Source organism: Streptomyces sp. UF-297, from assembly GCF_058245575.1.
On sequence record NZ_JBSIBZ010000005.1, the window covers coordinates 52,558 to 75,353 of the forward strand.

27 protein-coding genes are annotated in these 22,796 nt (G+C 70.3%); 15 read left to right on the plus strand and 12 right to left on the minus strand.

Features of this window, described 5'->3' with window-relative positions:
* Positions 1 to 216: 216 nt before the first annotated feature.
* Complete coding sequence (locus AC4IJH_RS04925) at positions 217 to 999, plus strand: XRE family transcriptional regulator (RefSeq protein ID WP_490850254.1); 783 nt, start codon at positions 217 to 219, stop codon at positions 997 to 999.
* A gap of 12 nt (positions 1,000 to 1,011) precedes the next feature.
* On the opposite strand, the gene AC4IJH_RS04930 is transcribed toward AC4IJH_RS04925, so the two are convergent.
* Together AC4IJH_RS04930 and yczE are read right to left on the minus strand one after the other, a co-directional pair.
* Positions 1,012 to 1,623, minus strand: coding sequence for a dihydrofolate reductase family protein (locus AC4IJH_RS04930; protein ID WP_490850255.1), 612 nt, complete (start codon positions 1,621 to 1,623; stop codon positions 1,012 to 1,014).
* Positions 1,624 to 1,728: 105 nt separating this feature from the next.
* Complete coding sequence (yczE, locus tag AC4IJH_RS04935) at positions 1,729 to 2,445, minus strand: membrane protein YczE (protein WP_490850256.1); 717 nt, start codon at positions 2,443 to 2,445, stop codon at positions 1,729 to 1,731.
* A gap of 100 nt (positions 2,446 to 2,545) precedes the next feature.
* Here yczE and AC4IJH_RS04940 point away from each other — a divergent pair, with 100 nt between their 5' ends.
* A complete protein-coding gene (locus tag AC4IJH_RS04940) occupies positions 2,546 to 4,051 on the plus strand; it encodes an SCO1417 family PLP biosynthesis transcription factor (protein WP_490850257.1) in 1,506 nt (501 codons plus the stop codon).
* A 97-nt stretch (positions 4,052 to 4,148) separates the two neighbouring features.
* On the opposite strand, the gene AC4IJH_RS04945 is transcribed toward AC4IJH_RS04940, so the two are convergent.
* Together AC4IJH_RS04945 and AC4IJH_RS04950 are read right to left on the minus strand one after the other, a co-directional pair.
* Positions 4,149 to 5,735, minus strand: a complete 1,587-nt coding sequence (locus AC4IJH_RS04945; protein ID WP_490850258.1) for a hypothetical protein — start codon at positions 5,733 to 5,735, stop codon at positions 4,149 to 4,151.
* A 110-nt stretch (positions 5,736 to 5,845) separates the two neighbouring features.
* On the minus strand, positions 5,846 to 6,040 hold the full coding sequence (locus tag AC4IJH_RS04950) for a hypothetical protein (protein WP_490850259.1): 195 nt from the start codon (positions 6,038 to 6,040) through the stop codon (positions 5,846 to 5,848).
* 285 nt (positions 6,041 to 6,325) lie between these two features.
* On the opposite strand from AC4IJH_RS04950, the gene AC4IJH_RS04955 reads away from it, so the two are divergent.
* From AC4IJH_RS04955 to AC4IJH_RS04965, 3 genes are all read left to right on the plus strand, one after another.
* Positions 6,326 to 6,721, plus strand: coding sequence for a hypothetical protein (locus AC4IJH_RS04955; protein WP_490850260.1), 396 nt, complete (start codon positions 6,326 to 6,328; stop codon positions 6,719 to 6,721).
* Between the two features lie 133 nt (positions 6,722 to 6,854).
* Positions 6,855 to 7,841: an SGNH/GDSL hydrolase family protein gene (locus AC4IJH_RS04960; protein WP_490850261.1), complete on the plus strand. Its 987-nt coding sequence runs from the start codon at positions 6,855 to 6,857 to the stop codon at positions 7,839 to 7,841.
* 43 nt (positions 7,842 to 7,884) lie between these two features.
* Complete coding sequence (locus AC4IJH_RS04965; protein WP_490850262.1) at positions 7,885 to 8,361, plus strand: YchJ family protein; 477 nt, start codon at positions 7,885 to 7,887, stop codon at positions 8,359 to 8,361.
* Between the two features lie 66 nt (positions 8,362 to 8,427).
* Here AC4IJH_RS04965 and AC4IJH_RS04970 read toward each other — a convergent pair whose 3' ends face one another.
* The 3 genes from AC4IJH_RS04970 to AC4IJH_RS04980 all read right to left on the minus strand — a co-directional run bounded on the left by AC4IJH_RS04970 (position 8,428) and on the right by AC4IJH_RS04980 (position 9,778).
* Positions 8,428 to 8,823 carry a GNAT family N-acetyltransferase gene (locus tag AC4IJH_RS04970; RefSeq protein ID WP_490850263.1) on the minus strand — a complete coding sequence of 132 codons (396 nt, stop codon included), beginning with the start codon at positions 8,821 to 8,823 and terminating at the stop codon, positions 8,428 to 8,430.
* 140 nt (positions 8,824 to 8,963) lie between these two features.
* On the minus strand, positions 8,964 to 9,461 hold the full coding sequence (locus AC4IJH_RS04975) for an SRPBCC family protein (protein ID WP_490850264.1): 498 nt from the start codon (positions 9,459 to 9,461) through the stop codon (positions 8,964 to 8,966).
* A complete protein-coding gene (locus tag AC4IJH_RS04980) occupies positions 9,458 to 9,778 on the minus strand; it encodes an ArsR/SmtB family transcription factor (RefSeq protein WP_490850265.1) in 321 nt (106 codons plus the stop codon). The genes AC4IJH_RS04975 and AC4IJH_RS04980 overlap by 4 nt, the downstream gene beginning before the upstream one ends.
* Positions 9,779 to 9,867: 89 nt before the next feature.
* On the opposite strand from AC4IJH_RS04980, the gene AC4IJH_RS04985 reads away from it, so the two are divergent.
* From AC4IJH_RS04985 to AC4IJH_RS04995, 3 genes are all read left to right on the plus strand, one after another.
* Positions 9,868 to 10,836, plus strand: coding sequence for a hypothetical protein (locus tag AC4IJH_RS04985; RefSeq protein WP_490850266.1), 969 nt, complete (start codon positions 9,868 to 9,870; stop codon positions 10,834 to 10,836).
* A 136-nt stretch (positions 10,837 to 10,972) separates the two neighbouring features.
* Complete coding sequence (locus AC4IJH_RS04990) at positions 10,973 to 11,458, plus strand: hypothetical protein (protein ID WP_490850267.1); 486 nt, start codon at positions 10,973 to 10,975, stop codon at positions 11,456 to 11,458.
* 236 nt (positions 11,459 to 11,694) lie between these two features.
* A complete protein-coding gene (locus AC4IJH_RS04995; protein WP_490850268.1) occupies positions 11,695 to 12,789 on the plus strand; it encodes a PP2C family protein-serine/threonine phosphatase in 1,095 nt (364 codons plus the stop codon).
* A 40-nt stretch (positions 12,790 to 12,829) separates the two neighbouring features.
* On the opposite strand, the gene AC4IJH_RS05000 is transcribed toward AC4IJH_RS04995, so the two are convergent.
* Positions 12,830 to 13,651, minus strand: coding sequence for a GNAT family N-acetyltransferase (locus AC4IJH_RS05000; protein WP_490850269.1), 822 nt, complete (start codon positions 13,649 to 13,651; stop codon positions 12,830 to 12,832).
* A 55-nt stretch (positions 13,652 to 13,706) separates the two neighbouring features.
* On the minus strand, positions 13,707 to 14,165 hold the full coding sequence (locus AC4IJH_RS05005; protein ID WP_490850270.1) for a winged helix-turn-helix transcriptional regulator: 459 nt from the start codon (positions 14,163 to 14,165) through the stop codon (positions 13,707 to 13,709).
* A gap of 103 nt (positions 14,166 to 14,268) precedes the next feature.
* On the opposite strand from AC4IJH_RS05005, the gene AC4IJH_RS05010 reads away from it, so the two are divergent.
* Both AC4IJH_RS05010 and hemC read left to right on the plus strand, forming a co-directional pair.
* A complete protein-coding gene (locus AC4IJH_RS05010; RefSeq protein WP_490850271.1) occupies positions 14,269 to 15,450 on the plus strand; it encodes a thiolase family protein in 1,182 nt (393 codons plus the stop codon).
* A 348-nt stretch (positions 15,451 to 15,798) separates the two neighbouring features.
* Complete coding sequence (gene hemC / locus AC4IJH_RS05015; protein ID WP_490850272.1) at positions 15,799 to 16,734, plus strand: hydroxymethylbilane synthase; 936 nt, start codon at positions 15,799 to 15,801, stop codon at positions 16,732 to 16,734.
* A 74-nt stretch (positions 16,735 to 16,808) separates the two neighbouring features.
* Here hemC and AC4IJH_RS05020 read toward each other — a convergent pair whose 3' ends face one another.
* Positions 16,809 to 17,321, minus strand: a complete 513-nt coding sequence (locus AC4IJH_RS05020; protein WP_490850273.1) for a GNAT family N-acetyltransferase — start codon at positions 17,319 to 17,321, stop codon at positions 16,809 to 16,811.
* A 448-nt stretch (positions 17,322 to 17,769) separates the two neighbouring features.
* Here AC4IJH_RS05020 and AC4IJH_RS05025 point away from each other — a divergent pair, with 448 nt between their 5' ends.
* From AC4IJH_RS05025 to AC4IJH_RS05035, 3 genes are read left to right on the plus strand one after another with little or no spacing between them, the layout of a single operon-like run.
* Entirely contained in the window at positions 17,770 to 18,450 is a 681-nt protein-coding gene (locus tag AC4IJH_RS05025; RefSeq protein ID WP_490850382.1) for a phosphatidylserine decarboxylase, read from the plus strand.
* Positions 18,451 to 18,476: 26 nt separating this feature from the next.
* The gene (locus AC4IJH_RS05030) at positions 18,477 to 19,238 is read left to right on the plus strand and encodes a S10 family serine carboxypeptidase-like protein (RefSeq protein WP_490850274.1); all 762 of its coding nucleotides are present in this window, start codon (positions 18,477 to 18,479) and stop codon (positions 19,236 to 19,238) included.
* The gene (locus tag AC4IJH_RS05035) at positions 19,238 to 19,459 is read left to right on the plus strand and encodes a S10 family serine carboxypeptidase-like protein (RefSeq protein ID WP_490850383.1); all 222 of its coding nucleotides are present in this window, start codon (positions 19,238 to 19,240) and stop codon (positions 19,457 to 19,459) included. The genes AC4IJH_RS05030 and AC4IJH_RS05035 overlap by 1 nt, the downstream gene beginning before the upstream one ends.
* A gap of 87 nt (positions 19,460 to 19,546) precedes the next feature.
* Here AC4IJH_RS05035 and AC4IJH_RS05040 read toward each other — a convergent pair whose 3' ends face one another.
* Positions 19,547 to 20,371 (minus strand): DUF6597 domain-containing transcriptional factor, encoded by an 825-nt coding sequence (locus AC4IJH_RS05040; RefSeq protein WP_490850275.1) that lies wholly within the window; start codon positions 20,369 to 20,371, stop codon positions 19,547 to 19,549.
* A gap of 63 nt (positions 20,372 to 20,434) precedes the next feature.
* Between AC4IJH_RS05040 and AC4IJH_RS05045 the strand changes: the two genes are divergently transcribed.
* A complete protein-coding gene (locus AC4IJH_RS05045) occupies positions 20,435 to 21,031 on the plus strand; it encodes a TIGR03086 family metal-binding protein (protein ID WP_490850276.1) in 597 nt (198 codons plus the stop codon).
* Between the two features lie 61 nt (positions 21,032 to 21,092).
* On the opposite strand, the gene AC4IJH_RS05050 is transcribed toward AC4IJH_RS05045, so the two are convergent.
* Positions 21,093 to 21,923: a helix-turn-helix domain-containing protein gene (locus AC4IJH_RS05050; protein ID WP_490850277.1), complete on the minus strand. Its 831-nt coding sequence runs from the start codon at positions 21,921 to 21,923 to the stop codon at positions 21,093 to 21,095.
* A 186-nt stretch (positions 21,924 to 22,109) separates the two neighbouring features.
* On the opposite strand from AC4IJH_RS05050, the gene AC4IJH_RS05055 reads away from it, so the two are divergent.
* Complete coding sequence (locus tag AC4IJH_RS05055; RefSeq protein WP_490850278.1) at positions 22,110 to 22,706, plus strand: hypothetical protein; 597 nt, start codon at positions 22,110 to 22,112, stop codon at positions 22,704 to 22,706.
* The last annotated feature ends 90 nt before the right edge of the window (positions 22,707 to 22,796 follow it).

Below are 22,796 nucleotides of genomic sequence, written 5' to 3' on the forward strand. Positions count from 1 at the left end.
TCCGCGTCGCTCCAGATGATCAGGGCGGTGCAATGCGGACACTTTCGTACAGGTTCCCTGGCTGTCATGGGCCATCCCTTGGTGGGGCTGTGAGGGTGCCCTACAGGGTCCTGATTCATCGCGGCCGTTGCGGCGCCGTAGCGGGCGTCATCTGGGTGTCACTCGTAGGCGTCAAACCGGTGTCATTCCACGGCGGTTAGGTCTACCGTCGATGACATGACGACGACCGTTGAACACGTCCCCAATGACGTCCTGCGGGCCGTTCGGATAGGCCTGCGTATGTCCCAGGACGACCTGGCGAAAGCTTTGCGGCGGGCAGGCGATGAACTGGCGGATCCCAACGACGCCAGCAAGCGGCTTGTGCAGCGATGGGAAGCCGGCGTCAGCCGTAGCCCGCGCCCGGTGTATGCCCGGGCCTTGGAGCGCGTCACTGGGCGGCCTGTGGAGGCGTTGGGATTCGCCTTGCCCGTACCTGTGGCCAGGGTCCGTGAGGACGGCTCAGGAGGGCACGACATGGAAGCCGGGGCAGGTGGCGTCGCTCAGGCGTCAGGGGGCGTCCGGACCGCGGATCATGCCGTCGCGGACAACTACTCCGGCGTGTGGCTCAGCCGGTACGAGTTCTATTCCTCCAGCCGGGGAGACACCTTCGAAGGCAAGCACTACGTGGTGCTGTTGCAGCACGGGAACCGGCTGACCGCCCAGAGCCTGCCCGGTGCATCCAGCAATCCCGATAGCCCTCTGTCGCTCGATCTCACACTGGACAGGAACGTGATCACCGGCACGTGGACTGAGCAGACAGCCGCCGATGGGTACTACCAGGGCGCTCGCTATCACGGAGCGATTCAACTGCTGGTAGAGCCGACCGGCCGCAGGATGGCGGGGAAGTGGGTCGGGTTCGGCAAGGACTTCGACGTGAACAGCGGCCCATGGGAGCTGCGACTCGTGGACGCTTCCACGTCCAAGGCCACGGTGGAGCGGTACTCGCAGCCCCCGCAGTAGGCCACCGAGGGCTTACGTGCCCGCGCCGTACGTGCCGTAGTCGGGAAGGCCGGTGGGTTCGTAGACGTGGATGGACAGGCCGCCGGGTGTTGTGGTGGTGCTCAGGGGGCGTAGGGCGGTCGGGGGGCCGCTGTCCGGGAAGAGGCGGCGGCCCTTGCCTACGATCACTGGGGCGATGGCGAGGCGCAGTTCGTCGATCAGGCCGGCGGTCAGCAGGGACTGGGCCAGGCGGCCGCTGCCGTGGATCTGCAGTTCGCGGCCGGGCTGCTGTTTCAGTTCGGCGATCTGGGCGGGGATGTCGCCGGAGAGGATCGTGGTCGGGTTCCAGTCGGCTTCGATTCGGCTGTGGGAGGCGACGTACTTCGGCAGGCCGTTGAGGATGCCGGCGAAGGGGTGCTCGGTCATCTGTGGCCAGTCCCGGGCGAAGTTCGTGTAGGTGCGGCGGCCGAACAGGAACGCGTCCGCCGCGCCGAGCCAGGTGCCGGCCTGCCGTTCGAACTCCTCGTCGATGTACGGCACGAACCAGCCGCCCCGGGTGAACCCGTCGCTGGTGTCCTCGTCCGGGGCCCCCGGGCCCTGGTAGACGCCGTCCAGCGACAGGAACTCCTGCAGTACCAGTCTCATCGCGCACCGCTCTCTCTCGGGTGGCCCCCCAGCCATCGTGCCGCGCGAGAGCGCATCGGTCCAAGCGTCCGGTGTTTCGGGGATGCACGGTGATCGCGTACGGGGTCAGTCGGGCAGTGCCGCGCTCTGGCGGCGTGTGCGGGGGCTGCGGGCGACGACGGGGGAGGGCTGGTCCGGCAGGCCCTTGATGGCGAAGAAGCGCAGGAAGAACTGGGCCAGGGGGCCGATGGCCAGGGCGTACAGGACTGTGCCCGCGCCTGCCGAGCCGCCCAGGAGGAAGCCTGCGACCAGTACTGTCACCTCGATGCAGGTCCGTACGAGGCGTACCGGGCGGCCGGTGCGCCGGTGCAGGCCCGTCATCAGGCCGTCGCGCGGTCCGGCCCCGAAGCGTGCGGAGATGTACAGGCCGGTCGCCGCGCCGTTGAGGACGACGGCGAACAGGAGCAGCGGAATGCGCAGCGCCAGCGCGGAGAGGTCGGGTATCAGGGCGAGGGTCCCGTCCATCACCAGGCCCAGGATCACCACGTTGGAGACCGTGCCCAGGCCGGGGCGCTGGCGCAGCGGGATCCACAGCAGCAGGATCAGCGCGCCGGACACGATGGTGACCATGCCGATCGACAGCCCGGTGTGCTCCGAGATGCCCTGGTTCAGGACGCTCCACGGCTCCAGGCCCAGCCCCGCGCGCACCATCAGCCCCATGCTCACGCCGTACAGGACCAGCCCGATGTAGAGCTGGACGAGCCGCCGCGGCAGGTGCGACGCTCCTCGGCCGGCCGGGCCCGCGGCGTCCTGCGCCCTCTGAGTGTCCTTCGTGACGGACAAAACCTTCCCCCTCCTGGCAGGATTGGACTGATGCATGACACCCTGTGGCAGGTGATCAATCCAATTCCATGGCCAATTCGGGGAAGGTGGACCGCTTCAGATGGCTCAGTGGACTTCGGCGGTAGGTGCGGCACAACTGGCCCGGCTCCTTCGGTCGCAGGAGGGCCGTGACAACGTGACGGCGGTCGGCGCCCGCCGCGTCCCGGCCTACCGTGGCCTGGCCGACGGCGTACGGCTCCTGGTCCTGGAGGGCCGCGTCCCCGTCGCCGCCCGCCTCCCCGCCGAGCGCGAACTCGCCGCCGCCCTCGCGGTGAGCCGCACGACTGTCGCGGCCGCCTATGAAGCGCTGCGCGCCGAGGGCTTCCTCGAGTCCCGCCGTGGATCGGGCAGCTGGACCGCCGTCCCGGCCGGCAACCCCCTGCCCACCCGTGGGCTGGAGCCCCTGCCGCCCGAGGCCGTCGGCTCCATGATCGACCTCGGCTGCGCCGCCCTCCCGGCGCCGGAGCCCTGGCTCACCCGCGCCGTCCAGGGCGCCATGGAGGACCTGCCGCTCTACGCCCACACCCACGGCGACTACCCGGCCGGCCTGCCCACCCTGCGCCAGGCCCTCGCCGACCGCTACACCGCCCGCGGCATCCCCACCATGCCCGAACAGATCATGGTCACCACCGGCGCCATGGGCGCGGTCGCCGCGATCTGCCGTCTGATCACCGGCCCCGGCGAGCGGGTCGCCGTCGACTCCCCCTCGTACGCCAACATCCTCCAGCTCATGCGCGACGCCGGGGCCCGCTTGGTCCCCGTCGCCCTGGCCGACCGCCTCGGGGGCTGGGACATCCCCGCCTGGCGCCAGGTGCTGCGGGACGCCGCGCCCCGGATGGCATACGTGGTCGCCGACTTCCACAACCCCACCGGCACCCTGGCCACCGAGGACCAGCGCCGCCACCTGGTGGACGCGGCCCGCTCCTCGGGCACCGTGCTGGTCGCCGACGAGACCATGGCCGAGCTCAACCTGGACCCGGACCTCGAACTGCCCCGCCCCGTCTGCGCCTTCGACCCCGCCGGCAGCACCGTGATCACCGTCGGCTCGGCGAGCAAGGCGTTCTGGGCCGGGATGCGCATCGGCTGGGTCCGCGCGGCCCCCGACATCATCCGCAGCCTGATCGCCGCCCGCGCCTATGCCGACCTCGGCTCCCCGGTCCTCGAACAGCTCGCCATCGCCTCGCTCCTGGACAACGGCGGCTGGGAACAGGCCGTGGCGATACGCCGCGAGCAGGCCCGCGAGAACCGCGACGCCATCGTCGCGGCCCTGCGACACCACCTTCCCGACTGGGAGTTCACCGTCCCCGGCGGCGGCCTCACCCTGTGGGTGCGCACCGGCGGACTCTCCGGCTCGCGCATCGCGGAGGTGGGGGAGCGGCTCGGCGTACGGGTCCCCTCCGGCCCCCGGTTCGGTGTGGACGGCGCCTTCGAAGGCTTCGTGCGGTTGCCCTTCACGGTCAGCGGCGCCGTCGCCGAACAGGCCGCGGCGCGCCTGGCGTCGGCGGCGGGGGTGGTGGCGACGGGGGCCACGGCCGATGTCGAGGCGCTGCGGCCGTTCGTCGCCTGAGCGTGCGCCTGCTGAACTCTGTTTCTGCAGAGCGGAGTTGGCGGCCGTACGGGTCGTGGAGCGGGGCTTTCGGCGGCTGCGGAATTCCGCGCCCGCCTCACCCGTCGGAGCGCGCGGCCTCCGTCGTCGCCCCGGCGGGCTCCACCGCCGCGGGCGCCGCATCGAGGGGCACCGAGCGCTCCGGCAGCAGCCCCAGCACCGCCTGCCGGTGCCCCTCGCTGGTCGCGTCGTCGAACGGGTCGGGCGTGGCCGGTACTTGGAGGCGCAGCACCGGCCCGTTGCCCAGCCGCGCATAGCCGCGGCCGGGCGGCACCTGCGCGGTCGGCGTGGTGTTGGGCGGCGCCCCGAGCACCGCCCGCACCTCCTCGGACGTGACCGGACCGAGCACCACACGCGCCCGCGTGTGCGCCCGTACCGGCTCGTCGAGCATCTCGGCCCCCTCGAACTGATCGGCCACCACGACCGTGACATTGGCCGCCCGCCCGTGGCGCAGCGGCACCTGGAGCAGCCGCTGCGGATCGTCCCGCCCCTCGGCGACCGCGAGATGCGCCAGCGCGGTCGGCCGGTCGAGGATGATCCACAAGGGGCGGCGGGTGTCCTCGGGCGCGGGGTGCCCGGCCTGCCGCGCGCGGTTCGCCGAGATCAGCCGCCGCTCGGTCTCGTGCGCCGCCCACTCCAGCGTCGCCAGTGCCCCCGACAGCCCGCTCTCCACCCCCATCACGCCGGTGCGCCCGGTCAGACAGGCGAACTCGCCCGTGCCGCTCCCGTCGATCACCAGCACATCGCCGTGGTGCAGCGCCTGCAGGGCGATCGAGCGCAGCAGCGTCGTGATGCCGGCCCCCGGCTGCCCCAGCGCCAGAAGATGCGGTTCGGTGGAGCGCGGCCCGGTCCGCCACACCACCGGCGGTACGTCCCGGGTCTGCTCGCCCTCCACGATCGAGCCCGCCACCGGCAGCGTCCGCTGCACCGCGCCGGGATCGGTGAACCCGAGCACCGTCTCGCCGGGCGCCGTGACGAAGCGCTGCGCCGCGATATCGGTCGGCAGCGCCGCCAGCACCGTCATGACGAGCTGGTTTCCCTCCTCGTCCCACGCGAAGTGGTACTCCCGGCCCCGCCCGGATTTCGCGTGCAGCACCTGCTCGATACGGGCGCGGGAATCGGCCTCGCCGTCGGTGAAATACGCCGGGTACTTCAGCCGCAGCAGCGAAAGCCGCCCGCTGTCGTCGAATTCGTACTCACTGAACGCCCGCCCCCATTCCCCGCCATGGGCGTACAGGGGATTCGGATCGCCGTCGACGGAGAAGTACGGCACCAGCGCCTCGTACAGCGACTGCAGCCGGCCGAGCTCCGCCTCGGCGGGCCCGGTCTGCACCTCGGTGCGCTCCCGCCCCATCCAGGCCGACACGGCCATCAGGCCGATGAGCGCCATCAGCGGCCCGTACGGGACCAGCGCCACCGCCAGCACGCACGCGGCCACCAGGAACAGCAGCGGCCCGCGCCGCTCCTTGGGTGTGGAGACCCAGCGCTGCCGGGCGGCAGCGGCCAGCCGGCGCAGTCCACGGCTGATGGTGATCAGGGGGTGGAACACGTCGGTGGCGCTGTCGGCGGCGGTGCGCGCGAACTCGCGGCCGCGGGTGATCGGAGCGCTGTTGCTTAGGATGCGGGGCAGCGGTCGCCGGGCCACATCGGTCTCCTGGATGTTCGTGAAGCGGGGGAGGGGCGGACCGGCTCGACGTCGTCACGCGGGCCGGCGGGTTCAACCGCTGGTGTCTGCCTGGGCGTGGGGTGCCCGGGTCAGAACTTCAGCCCGCCCAGCAGGCTGGCCAGGCTCGCGCCGCCCGCCTTGATGCTGGGGGCGATCGCGGTACCCGCGAGGTAGAACCCGAAGAGTGCGCAGACCAGGGCGTGGGAGGCCTTGAGTCCGTCTTTGCGGAAGAACAGGAAGACGATGACACCGAGCAGGACGACGCCGGAGATGGACAGGATCATGGGAATTCACTCCTGGGTGGTGGGGACGGTCACCATGAGTTCTTCCAGCCTCACAGTAAGTATCAAGCTCGCAAAAGCTGCAAATGGGTGATTTGTCGCTCAAACCCCCCATTCGGGCGCCGTCGGGGCGCATCCCGCCCCCTGCTGTGCTGTGACCTGCCGGATCGCACCGCGGGCTGTCATTCGGCGGAACCGGCGTTAGGTGTGACCGGTTGCGTGGGATCTCCCCTGTCCACCGCTCCGACTCCGCTCAGCAGTGGAAGCCATCGAAAAACAGGAGAGATCATGCGATGGAATATCGCGGCAGGGGCCGTTGTCGGCGCTCTGGTCCTGCCCTGGGTCACCGTGCTGCCGGCGCACGCTTCCGAGGGGCCGGCGCAGGGCTCCGAGGAATCGGCGCAGGCGCCCGAGGGGCCCTTCCGTTTCGGCGCGGACAATCCCATCACCGGCATTTCATGGCAGAACAGCGTGCAGGACGTACGCAAGGGCGTCTGCGGCGAATTCCGGACCGCGGGCGGCAAAGCGAAACCGGTGGGGGCCGTGCGCAATGAGACCCAGCGCTCCGTGACGATCTTCGAGCAGCGCGAATGCGTCGGCACCGCTGTGATCGTCGACCCCGGCGAGGCGTGGTCCGTACGCAACTGGACCCTGAAGAAGGGCACCTCCTACCGCTTCGACTGATACCCGCCGCGCTGTGCCGCCCCCTTCCGCGTTCCCACACGGCCCTTCCGTCCCCTTCTCAACGGGCAGGCCGTGTGCTTCCCTGGTCTGCCGATGAGGTGACCTGACCCGCAGACGCGACGGGGGCGACCGGATGGGCAAGCGCTGGGCGTGGCCGTTACTGGTGGCCCTGGGGCTGGCGTTCGTGGGAGTTTTCGGCTGGGGCGTGGTCTTCGCCTCGGACCCATCGGACGGCGCGCCGGGGCCTGCCGCGGCACCGGCCCGCACGCCGGATGCGCCCCGGGCATCGAGCGGCGCGGGCGACCCCACAGCGGCTCCGGACCCCGCCTCCTCGGCCGCGCCGGAGGCGAAGGCCCGGCCGCGCACGGCCGTACGGGCCGTCTACATCGGCGACTCGCTGGCCATGGAGAACCAGAAGGTCCTCGGTGACCGGATCGCGGAATCGGGCCGGGCATCGCTGCGCAGCGCGCCGTACTCCGGTACGACGCTGTGCGACTACCTGGAGGGAGGCGGTGGCAGGTCCCTCGTCCCGGCCCAGGACAAAGCGGCAGCGCTGGTGCGTACGGTGCGGCCGAGCGTGCTGATCCTCCAATTCTGGGGAAATTCCTGGGGCTACACGCCCTGCATGGGAAATATCGCGTCCGGGACACCGGAGTACTACGCCCGCTATGCCGCCGACGCGAAGGAACTGACCCGGCAGATCTCCGCGGCGGCGGACAACGCGGGAATCGCCCGGCCGAAACTCGTCTGGGTGCTCCAGCCGCCCGACGCCTTCCGGCCCGACCGTATCCGGCGGGTGAATTCCCTGTACGCGGCACAGGCCGCCGCGACCGGAGACCTGGTCTCCGACGCCGGACGCGCGGTGAGCGCTCCCGGCGCCCGGTACACCTGGACGCGTCAACTCCCGTGCAACGCCTTCGAAAAGGCCCACCCCGCCTACTGCACCGCACCGGAACGCGACGGCGGCACGACCGACCTGCACCGCACCGACGACGCCCTGCACTTCTGCCTGGCGCCCACGACGTCGACCCCGAAACCCTGCCCGGTGCGCTCGCCCGGCATCGTCCGCTATACGCAGGTGATCGCCGCCACGGTCGATGACTACCTGCGTGATCGCTAGGGCCTGGGTGCGAAGGATCTCGCGGACCGGCGACAATTGACCCGTGTCCAAGAAGAACGCATCCCGCCGTACGTCCCCGAAGCAGCCCGCGCGCAGCAGGTCCGCCGAGAACACGCCCATCGGAAGCGGTTCGCCGTGCCCGTGCGGCCTGGAATCGTCCTACGGCGAGTGCTGCGGCACATTCCACCGGGGCTCGGCGGCGGCCCCTACGGCGGAGCGCCTCATGCGCTCGCGCTACTCCGCCTTCGCCGTCGGTGACACCGCCTACCTTCTGCGGACCTGGCACCCCACGACCCGGCCCGCGGAACTGGACCTCGACCCCGATATCCGGTGGACCCGCCTGGACATTCTCGGCTCGACGGGCGGCACCGCGTTCCACACCGAGGGCACCGTCGAATTCCGGGCGCACTACTCGGTGCAGGGGCACGCCGACGACCAGCACGAGAACAGCCGCTTCGTACGGGAGGAAGGGCTGTGGGTGTACCTCGACGCGGCGGGCGGCGCGGGGGACGGCCGCTGAGACCGGGAGCGGGCGCAGCTCGCGTCACACTTCGCACGTGCGGCCTCACAACGCGCACGTGCGGCCTCACAATGCGATGAGCCCGGCTTTCGTGGGTGTGAAGCCGCAGGCGTCGAAGTAGAACGGCGCCAGCGGAGCGTCGAAGTCGACGTGCAGCCATTCGCACTGTGCGGCTGCCGCTTCCCGGGCGGCGACGGCGACGAGTTCCGTGCCGATGCCGGACGCGCGGAATTCCTGCGCGACGAGCGTGTCGAGCAGGAATGCGTGGACCCCGCCGTCCCATGCCACATTCACGAAGCCGATGAGCCGGCCGTCGGTCCGCGCGCAGACCCATCCGAGGCTGTGCCGGTGCAGTTGCGCCGTCCAGTCGATCTCCAGCGGCGGGTGGTCGAACCCTTGCGCGTGAAGGGAGTTGAGAGCCGCGTTGTCGAACTCTCCCCGCCAGGTGTAGGTGATGGACATGGCGTGATCATAGTGAGGCGCGCGGGGGAGGGGAGTGCCGAGGAGCGACCGCCCCGGTCGAGGGGATGGCCGCTCCTGGCATCGTCAGGGCACGCTGGGCACAGGGCGGAGCGGGGCTCGACCCGCTATCCGCGCTCCTCTCAATTCCACATCGAACTGCCGGTCTCCAGCAGGGACTTGAGGTCGCTGAGTACGATGCTCCAGCCGCCGCCCGCCTCCTTGACCTCGCCGGCCAGCATGGCGGCGTGCGAGGGAGCGCCGGTGACGTCGTGCGTGATGGTGAGCTTGCAGATCCCGGCGTCCCCCTCCTCGATCTCATAGGTCAGACGCGTCAGCGGCTCGCCGGACAGCGTCGGGTCGAAGAGCATGCGGTAGGTCTGCACGAGCCGGTGCGGCGCGTCGGCCTCGACGACCTCGCCCTCGATGACCTGCTCCGGCGCGCCGTGGCTGCGCATTTCCTCGCTGGCCAGCGCCCGGAACGTACCGCCGGGGCGCAGGTCGTACTCCACCCGGCCGCCGTAGCCGTACTTCTCCGCCCACTCGGGCCGGGTGATGGCGTCCCAGATCGCCTGGGGCGTCGCCTTGATGTGGATCTGATGGACCTGAACCGTCCGGTTGGTCGCGTCCCCGGTCGTCATGTGTTCCCCTCCAGCTCATTCTTGAGCTCCGCGAGCGCCGTCACCCGGCGCTCGGTGTATTTGTCGATCCACCGGTCGTGGATCAGGCGAATCGGCACCGGATTGAGGTAGTGCAGCTTCTCCCGGCCCGACTTGCGTGTGACGACCAGCCCCGCCTCTTCGAGCACCTTGAGGTGCTTCATCACGCCGAAGCGGGTCATCTCCACCTCGGACTCCAGCTCGCCGAGCGTGCGGCCGTCACGCACGAAGAGCAGATCGAGCAGAAAGCGCCGCGTCGGGTCGGCCAGTGCCTTGAACACGCGGTCGTCGTCCGTCACGTGTTCGAGAATAGGTGACCAGAAGGTCACATGTAAAGCGGTGGCGGGCGCGGGTGGGTACGGGAGGACGGGGCGCGATACTGAGCGGCATGGACTTATCGTCGAGAAGGAGTCGCGGCGCGGCGGTGGCGTCGGCCGGGGTGCTCGCCGTCGTACTGGCCGGCTGCGGGAGCGCGGCGGGGGACCGGGCGGGAGCGCCGCAGGGGGACAAGGCCGAAGAGGTTTCGGCGCTCCCGCTGGAGCGCTACCAGCTCAGCGATGCGGAGGGCGCCCGGCACATGCGGGCCAACGCCGTGCTCGCACAGCGGTGCATGGTGGACTTCGGGTTCGCGGACTTCCCCCGCGAGCCCAAACAGCCGGGGGACGGAAGCGGAAGCGCGACGCTCGTCGCGGTGGCGCCCTCGACGCCGTTCGGCGAGGTCGACCTCGGCCAGGTCCGTCGCTGGGGCTACGGCTGGGACCCCAAGAAGGCGACCCCGTGGCCCCCGCGGGAGGGCCGGGAGATGACCAAGGAGGAGTACGCGGTCCTGTACGGCAGCGGCTCCGCCGGCCCCGAAGGCCCGGGAGGCGGCGCAGGAGCAGGGAAGGTGCGGGGGCGCGCCGTGCCCGAGGGCGGATGCTCGGGCGTGGCCGCACGGCAGTTGGAGCGGGGCGTCAAGGACGCGCAGCGAATGGCGACGCAGGTCTTCCAGGCGGAGGAGCGCGCCCGTAAAGCGACGGCGAAGGACCCGAAGGTGCGCAAGGCATGGGACACCTGGTCCCGGTGCGTCCAGGAGAAGGGCTTCAAGCGGTACGCGAAGCCGGACGACGCGTTCGGCGACAAGGCCTGGCGGCGCAGCGGCTCCACCGGCAACACGACCCGTACGGAGAAAGAGATCGGCACGGCCGTGGCCGATGTGGAGTGCAAGCGGGAACACGGCACGGTCGCGGTGTGGTGGTCGGCCCTCGCCGAGCGGCAGCAGCGCGAGATCGACCGCGACAAGGCGGCGTACGCGGCAGTGTTGCGCGATGTGGAGACGGTACGGGCCAACATCCGGCGGGCGCTCGACGGCAAGTGAGGCGGAAGTCGGGATATGAGGGGCGGTATTCCCTTCCCCCTTTTCCGTTTCCGGTGTTGTCGCCGCTTCCGTCGGATTTCCGCTGCCGGGCACCGGGGCGCTGACGGCACCTGCGAAGGTGCGTACGCTCGGTTGAATGATGGATGCGGACGGGGACGAGGCGGCGACACCGCCGGGGCGTATCGGTCTCGAAGACGTGCAGTACAACGACCCTGATGACGCGCACGGAAGGCCTGCCATGCGGGAATTCGCCGCGCTGGTCTGCGAGTTGACAGGAATGAATCCGAAGTACGGAATACCGGCGCTGGTGACCATCGCTCAGCGGGAATCCGCCTTCAACCACCCTCGCTGGCGGGTGAACACCACCGACGGAAATGCCCACGGCCCGATCGTGTCGGACGGACATCCGCGCAACTGCTCCCGCGGAGCAGTCCAGTTGATACCGCCCACCTTCGCCCATTACCACCAGGACGAAACCGCACTCACGCCGTACGACGTGGTCGCCTGCATGAGCGCGGCCGTCAATTACGTACGCGTGCGCTACGGCGTCAACCGCTCCGGATCGAACTTCGCGGCCCGGGTCCAGCAGGCCGACCCGCGCCGGCCGCCCAAGGGCTACTGAACCGGGGTGCGAAGGCGAGCGGCGTGAACGCGGACGAGCGCGGCGCGTGAACGGGGCCGTCCGCCGGTATTTTCCCATGATGGACACGGTGTCGGCCGAATTCGGTCCAGACTGATCTCTCGGGTGCAGCGTGCGCACCCCTTCCGATTCCGCCGTCGCCGGTCGGCACCGACCTGCTGAGCGGCTGTTCGGCGTGGTCGGATTCGCTTCCGAACCTGCACGCACAAGGAGGGCGTATGCACCGTGTCCGCGGCGGGCGATGGCTGCTGCTCGCGCTGGCCGTCGGCTTGTTCGTCGCACTTACCGATCTGGCGCTGGGGCCGGCGGGCAGTCTGATCGGATTGCTGCTGCTGTGCCCCCTGCTGGGCGCCACACAGCTGAACGGAGCGCGCACCGCGGCGGTTTCCGCCTATGCGCTGCTGCTCGCCGGCGTACTGGCCGCTCTCGAATGGCGCGCTGCCGGCACGGACGGCACGCTGCGCGTCGCGTTCCTCGCACTGGTCATGGCCGGGGCGTACGCGACCTGGAGCGCACACCGCCGCGCCCGGGCCGACCGCCAACTGGCCAAGGTCGCCGCCGTCGCCCAGCGAGCCATCCTGCGGCCCCTCTCCGCCCGGTTCGGCGGCGTCGGCGTCTGCGCCCGTTACCGCTCCGCGGCCAGGCAGGCGCTCATCGGCGGCGATCTGTACGCGTTCGCCAACACCCCGGCCGGGCTGCGGCTGCTCATCGGCGACGTACGCGGCAAGGGGCTGGACGCCGCTCACTTGGCCGCGGCCACCATCGGCGCGTTCCGCGACTGCGCCTACACCACCCCCGACCTGCCTGCCGTCGTCCACACCACCGACCACCGCCTGGGCGGCGAGCTGGCGGCGGAGGACTTCGTCACCGCGCTGGTCGCCGAAGTGGCCCCCGGGCGCGTACGGCTGGCCAACTGCGGTCACCACCCGCCCCTGCACCTGCCGGCCGCCGGCCCACCGGCCCTGCTCGCACCGCCGGAGCCCACCACGCCGCTCGGGCTGGACCCGGCCCCGGCCGTACAGGAATTCAAGCTGGCCCCCGGCGACCGCCTGCTGTTCTACACCGACGGCCTGGCCGAGGCCCGCAATCCGCACGGCACCATGCTGGATATGGCCCGCCTGCCGCAGGTCTGCGGGCAGGGCCGGCTCGACGACGCCACCGACGCGGTCATGGACGCGCTGACCCGCCATACGGGCGGCGAACTCTGTGACGACATCGCCCTCGTCCTGATCGAGATCGACCCGAACCCGGCGCGGCAGCGCCGCCATCGGACGGGGACGGCCTGCCGCCGCGTACCTCGGCGAGGTGGGTGAAACCTTTGTGCGGAGGCGCCACTGCGCCGATGGGCGAGGCTTACGGGCGGTACACGTACGGCGTCGTGGTGCTCAGCGCCGCGAATCCGAGCCGCCGCAGGATCGGGCGGCTCTGCTCGGACGCGTCCACCTGCAGATACCGGTAGCCGCGCGCGGCCGCGACACGGGACCGGTGGGCGATCAGGGCGCGGTAGATGCCCCGGCCGCGCCAGGCGGCCAAGGTGCCTCCGCCCCAGAGTCCGGCGAATTCCGTACCGGGCGGCAGCTCCATCCGAGCCGCGCACACCGGCAGGTCACCGGCCATGGCGACCACGGCGACGACGGTGTCCGGGGCATCGGTGAGCTGGGCGAGCAGACGGTGGCGGATGCGGTCGTCGCGTGTGCCGAAGGCCTGCTCGTGGACCTGGGCGACGAGATCCACACCGGCTGCGTCGGTCACGGGGTGCAGATGGATGCCCTCGGGGAGTTCGACGGTGGTGGGGAGGTCCTGGACTCGGGCCACCATCAGCGTCTCCGCGGGCTCAGGCGTGAAGCCGGCCGCCCGCAGTCGCTGCGCGAGGTCCCGGGGCCGGTCGTGCGCGTAGAGCTTCCACTCGAATTCGTGGCCCAGTGCGGTGAAGTGCTGTACCTGCGCGGCGATTTCGGCATCCACGGACGCGTCGTCCAGGGCCGACAGGTCCGACCAGAGGACGCCGTTCCAGCCGCCTCCTGCGCTGACCTGGCGCACTACGCCGCCGGCCCGTTCGACGCGGGCGTGCGGCTCGTCGGGGAGTGCCTCCTGCCGCATCTGTTGGTCGAACGCCCGCAGTACGTCCGGTTCGTTCAGTGCGTCGTCGCTCGATGGGCGCGTGGGTGCTTGCATGTGCGCACTTCACCAGCGCGCGGGCGCCGGCGCCAGTCAATTTGCGACGAGGGATTCAGGACGCCCCCTCGGCCGTCCAGCCCGGGACGTTGAAGCGGGGCGTGAGGGCGTCCGCGCGTACCTCCTCGCCGCAGTTGCGGCAGGTGATCGCCGGGTCCAGGTCGGCGCCGCAGTGGTGGCGGAACACGGTGGGCGGTACGTCCGCGAGGTGGCGGTCGCCCCAGCGCATGAGCATGAGCAGGACCGGGCGGAGCTCCCGTCCCGCGTCGGTGGCGTGGTACTCGTAGCGCGCCGGCCGCTCGTTGTAGAGCCGCTTCTCCAGTACGCCGACGTCCACGAGCCTGCGCAGCCGTGTGGTGAGTACGTCCCGGGGCGCACCGATGTTGCGGGTGATCGCGTCGAAGCGGTGCACGCCGAAGAACACCTCGCGCAGGACCAGCAGGGAGTACTTCTCGCCGACGATGCCGAGGGCGTCGGCGATGGAGCAGGGGCGCGCGGGCCGGGATGGGGTCATGGCTCCACCGTAGAGCAGAGTGCATTTGATTCTCCAACCCACGGGGCTATAGTGAGTCCACTTTTCCAACTCGCTCTGCTGTGCAGCTCAGAAGGGGTTCGTCATGCGTGATGCCGTCATCGTGGAAGCGGTCCGCACACCGGTCGGCAAGGGGAAGCCGGGGGGCGCGCTGTCCGGCGTGCACCCGGTCGAGCTGCTCGCCCACACCCTGCGCGCGCTGGTGGAGCGCAGCGGTATCGATCCGGCGCTCGTCGACGACGTGGTGGGCGGCACGGTCGACCAGGTCGGCGAGCAGGCCATGAACACCACCCGGTACGGCTGGCTGTCGGCGGGCCTGCCCGAGTCCGTACCCGCCACGACCGTCGACCGACAGTGCGGCTCCTCGCAGCAGGCCGTGCACTTCGCCGCGCAGGGCGTCATCTCCGGGGCGTACGACATGGTCGTCGCCTGCGGTGTCGAGTCGATGAGCCGGGTGCCGATGTGGTCCAACGTGCCGGCCGGAACCGATCCGTTCGGCCCCGGCATCGCCGCCCGCTACCCGGAGGGCCTGGTACCGCAGGGCATCAGCGCCGAACTCATCGCGGCCAAGTGGTCCCTCAGCCGCGAGGCGATGGACGAGTTCGCCACCTCCTCGCACCGCAAGGCAGCCCGGGCCTGGGCCGACGGACTCTTCGACGCCGAGGTCGCCCCCGTCACCACGGACGCGGGACCGGTGAGCCGGGACGAATCCGTACGCCCCGGAACCACCCCCGACATCCTCGCCGGGCTGCGCCCCGCGTACCACGACCCGGCCTTCGCCGAGCGCTTCCCGCAGATCGACTGGTCGGTGACGGCGGGCAACACCAGCCCGATCAACGACGGCGCCTCCGCCGTACTGATCACCTCCAGCGAGACCGCGGCCCGCCTCGGCCTGCGGCCGCTGGCCCGGCTGCACAGCTTCGCGGTCACCGGCTCCGACCCGCTGCTGATGCTCACCGGCGTCATCCCGGCCACCGAGAAGGTACTCCGCCGCGCCGGACTCACCCTCGACGACATCGACCTCTTCGAGGTCAACGAGGCCTTCGCGAGCGTGGTCCTCGCCTGGCAGCAGGAGACCGGCGCCGACCTGGCCAAGGTCAATGTCCACGGCGGCGCCATCGCGCTCGGCCACCCCCTCGGCGCCAGCGGAACCCGTCTGATGACCACCCTCGTCCACGCCATGCGCGCTCGCGGCGCCCGCTATGCGCTGCAGACCATGTGCGAGGCGGGCGGGCTCGCCAACGCCACGGTGCTGGAAGCGTTGTGAGGGGGCCGGGCGGCACGTGCCCGGTCCTCGAAGTCGGAAGTGATGTGGGGAAGTTGGATGGGCAGGGGGCCGCGAGACCGCGACCATCAAGGGGCTCGCCGATGCCTACCGTGGCGTGCCGATGGGTGATGAGCGCGACTGGCTCGCGGCCGAGGCGCGCGCACGCCCCAAGATCGAGGCGCTGAAGGGGGCGGGCCTGGGTCGGTCGACGTACGGGGTTGCTGTTCCGTTGGTCGACGGAGCGGCCACCTCGTACGTAAGAACGAAACTCCAACTCCCTTTCCCTGCACCCCATATGGGCGCAGGGCCGGAGAAGGGACGCACCGGGCGACCCTTTATCGTGGGTGCATGTCCGCCCCTGAGCTGATCCGTATCGTCTCCCGCTCCAGCCCCATGGCCCTGGCCCAAGTGGAGCGGGTGCGCGCCGAACTGTCCGCGCTGTATCCCGGCATCACCACGGAGGTCGTGCCGGTCACCACGTCCGGCGACCGCTGGATGGGGGATCTCGCCAAGCTCGGTGGCAAGGGGGCCTTCACCAAGGAGGTCGACCAGGCACTGCTGGCCGGTGAGGCGGATCTCGCGGTGCACTGCGTCAAGGACATCCCGGCCGACCGGCCGCTGCCCGCCGGGACGACGTTCGCCGCCTTCCTCAAGCGCGACGACATCCGCGACGCCCTCATCCATCCGGGCGGGTTGACGCTGGACCGGCTGCCGGCCGGTACGCGCATCGGCACTTCCTCCGTACGCCGTATCGCCCAGCTCGCGGCCTCCCACCCGCACCTGGAATGCGTACCGATGCGCGGCAACGCCAACCGGCGCCTGGACAAGTTCGCGGCGGGCGACGCCGATGCGCTGCTGCTGGCCGTCTCGGGCCTGGAGCGCATCGGCCGTGCCGACGTCATCACGGAGATCCTCTCCGTGGAGGCGATGTGCCCGCCGATCGGCGCGGGAATCCTGGCCCTGCAGTGCCGCGAGGACGACACCGCCGTCATCGACGCGGTCACCGGGCTCGGCGACCGCGATGCCTACAAGGAAGCCACCGCGGAGCGGATGTTCCTGCATGTGCTGCAGGGCCACTGCAACAGTCCCATCGCGGGCTATGCGCGCGCCGAGCGCAGCGGCGATCTCTCCCTGCGCGCCCGCGTGTTCACCCCGGACGGCAAGACGGTCCTCAACGCGCACGAGTGGGCCGGGCCGCTGGACCCCGCCACCCTGGGCACCTCGGTGGCCGTCGCGCTGCTGCGCCAGGGAGCCCGCGATCTGATCGACTCGATCGCACACTGAGCGATACGGGGATGGCGCGCACTGAGCGGTACGGGGCGGCGCGCACCGAAGGGTACGGGGACGGGGGCGGCGCATCAGCTCTCGGTGGCGTTGAGATCCACCCACGCTGTCACCGTCTCGCCCTCGCGGGACGCGGCGATGCCGCGCGCCGCGAGGAGCCGCAGGACGGCGGTGTTCTCGGGGCGCGTACTGATGAACAGCGTGTCGAACCCGGCGGCGCGTGCGAGGGACAGCAGTTGTCCGAGCACCGCGCCGCCCACGCCGCTGCCCCGGTGGGCGCGCCCGATCCATACCCCGGCCTCGACCGCGCCCACCCTGCCCGCGTTCCCGCCTTCGAGTGGACAGAGCCGTGCCGCTCCGACCACTGCCTCTCCCATGACGACGGCGTAGGTGGTCTCCACCGGTTCGGCCGCCAGGGATCTCGACCGGTGGAACTGCCGGAAGGCGGTACGGCGCTCGGCGGTCCACCGGTCAGGGCCGGGGACCGGCGGCATCACCTCGCCCGGCTCCGCTTGCGCGACGGCCGCTGCCAGGAGCCGCCGCAGCAGTTGTTCATCGAGCCGCCGAAGCGTGACGTCCGAGCGCATGGCCGCACCCTGTCATGGGGTGCTGGTCGGGTCTAACTGCTTTCGTGGGCGTATGCCTATGCCTATGCCTATGCCTACGCCTATGCCTATGCCCACGCCCACGCCGCGCTGCGGTGCCTGATTGCGACAAGGTGACGTTGCTCAGCTCCGGCACTCGGCAGGGCGCTGACGCATAACCCGCTGGCGGCTGCCGGTTCGAAACGGCTGGTCGCCGCAGGGGATCTCATCTGTGGCGACGGGGCAGGAGCGGGGCTGTTCCGGCTTCCGGTGCACGGCTCGAAAGGAGCGTTGCCGTGGGAGCGGTGGGGGAGCGGGGGCTCGTGGGGCGGGTGTCGTCCGGTGGCTATTTCGAGCGGTCGCGTACGGGTCCGGGGCCCGGCACATTGGGCGGCGGCGCACAGGGCAGGCCACCGGCCGGCTGCTGTCCTGCCGCCTGTCGGGAAGCGTGGTGGTCGCCCCGGCCGACTGCGTCATCAACATGATCGTGGATGACTTGAGCGAGGAGACTCAGCTCCCGGTCAAGTCGGTGACGATGAACATCGGGCAGCTGCTCACCAACTCCGGGTACGCCAAGCACTTCCTGGGCGGTACGGCCGTGTCGTGCATCCTGATGCCCGACAGCTACCACTGGTATCACGCCCCGGTGGCGGGTGAAGTGGTGGAGGCCAGTGACGATATCGGCGGTGCGTACTACGGGATCCGGGACTTCCCCGACCTGCTCGACAAGGGGAACGTCGGCTACGGCTACGACTACTCGGACTTCGTCAACTTCCGCCGGGGATACGTCATCATCAAGACGGTGTACCAGGACGCCTCCGGAGGGCCGGCCGGCGAAGGGTACGTCGGACTGGTGCCCGTCGGCCTCAACTCGATCGCCTCGGTGAATTTCCTGGACAAGTTCAAGCCGCCGCTCCAGCAGCCGGTCACGGTGGAAAAGGGAGAGCGGATCGGGAACTTCAAGTACGGCGGATCGATGAACATCCTGCTGTTCGAGAAGGACCGGTTCCCTGCGCTGCAGCTGCTCCAAGGGCAGCGCATCGGGGTCCTGGAGGAAACGAAGCGAGCGGCCAAGCTGTTCCGCGGCTCCTACCACACGCGGTCCCAGCGCCGTCGCCCGCTGGCTCCCTGACCCCGCTGCCGAACGGAAGGTGAACCATGTCGGACGCTGTGACCTCGATTCCGGCGAACACCCTCAACACCCAGCGCATCGACTTCTCCGAAGCCGCCAAGAAGGTGCGCTCCTACGCCGGGCATGCGCACATCGACAGCACGGAATACCGAGGGACCAAGAACCACCTGTTCTACTGGTTCTTCGAGAGACAGACCTGCGACCCCAACATCGCGGCCCGCGACCAGCAGGAGCTGATCGGCCGGACGCCGCTGCTGATCTGGCTCAACGGCGGGCCCGGCGCCTCCTCGTCAGTGGGGCTGTTCCTGGAGAACGGGCCCCTGTCCATCAGCGACGATGCCGCCGGGACGATATCGGTGAACCCCGAAACCTGGAACCAGGAGGCGCACGTCGTCTTCTGCGACCAGCCCATCGGCACGGGATACAGCTACTCCGACGTCGGGGAGTACGTCCACGACGAGAAGGCTCTCGGCCGGATGTTCTGGCAGGGCCTGCAGAAGTTCTTCGGTCTGCACCCGGAGTACAGGCCATGCCCGCTGTACGTCTGCGGTGAGAGCTACGCCGGCAAGTACGTACTGGAGATCGACGAGCAGAACGGCAAGATCCCGGACGAACAGCGCATCAACCTGAAGGGGATCGCGGTCGGCAACGGCTGGATCAAACCCGAGCTGTCGCTCCAGGTCCTGATCGACTACGCCTACACGACCGGATTCCTCGGCATCGGCCAGCGCGATTCCCTCAACGAGTCCTACAAGGAAATGGGGACTGGCGCAACGCTCCCCGCCTGATCTGGACGCAGGCACAGGGAAATCCGAAGGGATTTGTCCGCCGTCTCGCGAACGTGACACAGGTCAGCGTGCCGGACTCCGGACACCAGGTGCCCGCCTTCCAGCCCCGGATCTCCCGCGAAATGCTCTACAACTGGCTCTTCGACCGTCCCTTCCCCGGCCACGACCCCCAGCTTCTCCGCAAGCCCCGCAACGGCAGCACGGGCCTGCGCAAGGCCTGAACGCACCCGCACCGGCCGCCCGTCGGCGCTGATCGACGGGGCAGGTCTGCAAGGAGGCGGCTCCCTTGCAGACCTGGCCCGGCCGGGTCAGCCCGTCGGCCGCCTCGGCGGGGCGTACGCCGTCGGTGGCACGCCCACCGTCGCAGTGAAGTCCCGTACCAGATGGGCCTGGTCGCTGTAGCCCAGCTCGGCCGCCAGCGCGGCCCAGTCCGGGGCGCCGTCCGTCTCGGCGCGTTCCAGGGCCTCGTGGATGCGGTAGCGCAGGATGACCCACTTGGGGCCGACCCCGACGTACTGGGCGAACAGCCGCTGCAGCGAGCGTGCCGAAGTTCCCTCCGCGCGTGCCAGGCGCGCCACCGAGCGCACCGAACGGTCCGACCGCACCCGTTCGACCAGGGCCATGGCGCGTTCCGCCTGCGGGTCGGGGCGTGGCCCGTACTCCAGCAGGAAGGTGTCGAGCGCCGCCACACGGGCGTGCTCCTCGTCCGGATCGAGTACGGACAGCGGGTCGGCGCCCGCGAACACCGCGCTCAGCGGCACCCGCCGCCCCGTCCACTCGGACACCGGCCACGCGGGCGCGAACGGTCCGAAGCCGCCCGGCCGGAACTGGATCCCGCACACCCTCCCGCGCCCCTCCAGCTTCTGCGTGAACAGGTCGAGCCCGATGCCGGCGACCTCCGCGAAGTTATCGGGTCCGCAGCGCTGGAAGACGACGTTGACGGACGGGTGCGGTACGACGTGCGAGACGTACGGCTGGTCGAGGTCCCAGTCGATCAGCCAGTAGTGCTCCAGGTAGGGCCGCAGCGCCAAAGCCGGCTCATGGCGGCGGAAGCGTACGCGGGCGAAGAGCGCGGCGGCGTCGATGATGCCTCGGGTGTCCCGACGGGGACCGCCCTCCTTGTGTCCTGCCATGGCCGGAAGCCTATGTCGCGTTTGTTCAATACGGCGTCGCTGCGCCGCCCGTACGGTCACTCCATGGACATAAAGGACAGGAACAGGACGTACCCCATCGGCGAACTCCTCGGTATGGCGGCCCCGCGCGCGGTGGCCGTGGTGCGCGGGATCGCGGACGAGCGGCTGGCGTCGCCGACCCCCTGCTCCGAGTACGACGTGCGCGCCCTCCTCGACCACCTCACCCTGGTCGTCGTGAACTTCCAGGAGCTGGCGGCGAAGCGGAGCCCGGACTTCTCGGTGACGCCCGCCTACGTACGCGAGGGCGCCGACTGGCGTGCGTTCTTCGCGGCGGAGGTCCGGACGTTGGTCGAGGCGTGGTCGGTGCCCGGCGCCGAGGAGGGGACCTCGGGGGCGATGGGGCTTCCGGCGCGGACGGTCGGTGTGATGGTGCTCGGCGATCTGACGGTGCATGCCTGGGATCTGGCGCGCGCGACCGGCCAGGGCTTCGATCCGGACCCGCGGGTCGTGGCCGGGCTGAGCGACGAGATCGAGCAGATGGCTCCGCTGGCGCGGAAGATGGGGGTGTTCGGGGAGCAGGTCGCGCTGCCGGAGGGGGCGTCGGCGTTCGAGCGGGTTCTGGCGACGACGGGCCGCGACCCGGGCTGGCGGCTTGCGTAGGCCTGCTGGACGCGGCGCACTTTCGCCGCCTGTCGCTTCGCGGTGCCGTTCGTGTCCTCCGTCACTGGCCGTCCGGGCCAGGGGAGCGATGTGAGCGGAGCACCGTGGAGAGGAAATTGCTTGGGGTGCTGCCGGTGAACTCGCGGAATTCTCGGGTGAAGTGGGCCTGGTCGGCGTAACCGGAATCGGCGGCGATTTTCTCCCAGGAGGTGAGCGGGCGGGAGGTGAGGTGGGTGAGGGCGCGGTCGAAGCGGACCAGGCGGGCGGTCTTCTTCGGGGGCAGGCCGATCTGCTGTCGGAACTTGGTGATCAAGTGCTTGCGGCTCCAGCCGACTTCGGTGGCGAGCTGGCCGATGGATATCGCGCCGCCGGTGGCGGTCAGACAGTGCCAGGCGCGCGCGACCTCGGGAGAGGGGCGGGTGCGGTCCTGGACGCGTTCCAGCAGGAAGTCGTCGAGCAGGCTGAAGCGCCGGTTCCAGTCCGTGGTGTCGCGTACCTTTTCCGCGAGGGTGCGGCCCGGCTTCCCCAAGACATCGCCGAGGTCGATGATGTGCTCGCTGAGCTCGGCCAGGGGAAGGCCGAAGAGGGTGTACGCGCCCAGTGGCGCCAGTCTGACCTCGACGTACGCCGGGGAGCAGGAGCCGTCGACGACCGCGTAGGAGCCGTGCGCGCCGTGCAGGAACTGGGGCGGGCGGGACGGCGGGTCGCCGATCTTGAGGATCAGGATGACGGATGTGGTGGCCGGGAGGACGAATTGCCCGGACGGCGCGATGGTTTCGTCGAAACCCTGGTACCGGCCGATGAGGTAGGGCGTCAGGGCGTGGTGGGGCCGACTGCCCGTGTGCGGTCGGCGGGCGATATCGAATTCCGGAACAGATGGGTCCGTGTGCATGACTGGCTCCCCCGTGGAGGTTAATTCCGTTCAAGACACTCTGATCGGGCCTTTCTAGTATGGGTGGGGTGCGGAGCGCTGGGGAGCGGCCCGCGCGAGGCGGCCCTGAGACGGGGGACACGGGGGGACAGGGCCGCCACCGCCGCTCCATCAGTGCGCCGCGCCCGCTGTGGAATCATGCGGCCCATGACCAATGACGGCGAGGAATTGCTGGCGGCGCAGGATGCGCTGCAGGCCGAGGCGGAGGAAGTCGTCGCGGCGCTGGAATTGGAGCGTACGCTGACGGCCCTGGGCGATCCGGTACGGACCGGCAGTTCGGCGCTGGGCCTGATGCGGGTACGGGATATCGATATCACCGTTGTGTGCGCACAGTTGGACGCGCGGGCCGAGACGGCCGTCGCCCGGCTCGGCGCGGATCTGGCCACGCACCCGCACGTCCGGCAGGTCACCTTCCGGGACGACACCGGCCGGTGGAACACCGATCCGGCCTACCCCGACGGCCTTTACCTGGGCGTCGGTTACCGGGCCCCGCAGGCCGAGGACTGGAACCTGGACATCTGGTTCGTCGATGAGCCAAAGCGCCAGCCGGACCTCGCGCATGTACGGAGTCTTCCGCAGCGGCTCACTGCGGAGGCCCGGCTGGCGATCCTGCGTATCAAGCAGGATCTGGTCCGGCGGGAGGTGTACGGGCGTGACGTCCGCAGCTTCGAGGTCTACACGGCGGTTCTCGACCACGGTGTGCGCACCGTCGAGGAGTTCGAGCAGCGGCGGAAGAAGATGTGACGGGGCGTGAGTCCTCGCCCTTCCACGCGTACTGCCCCGCCGCCGGAGTGAAGCGGGCGGGCCGGCCGCCGCCGGTCCACCCGCTTCCGT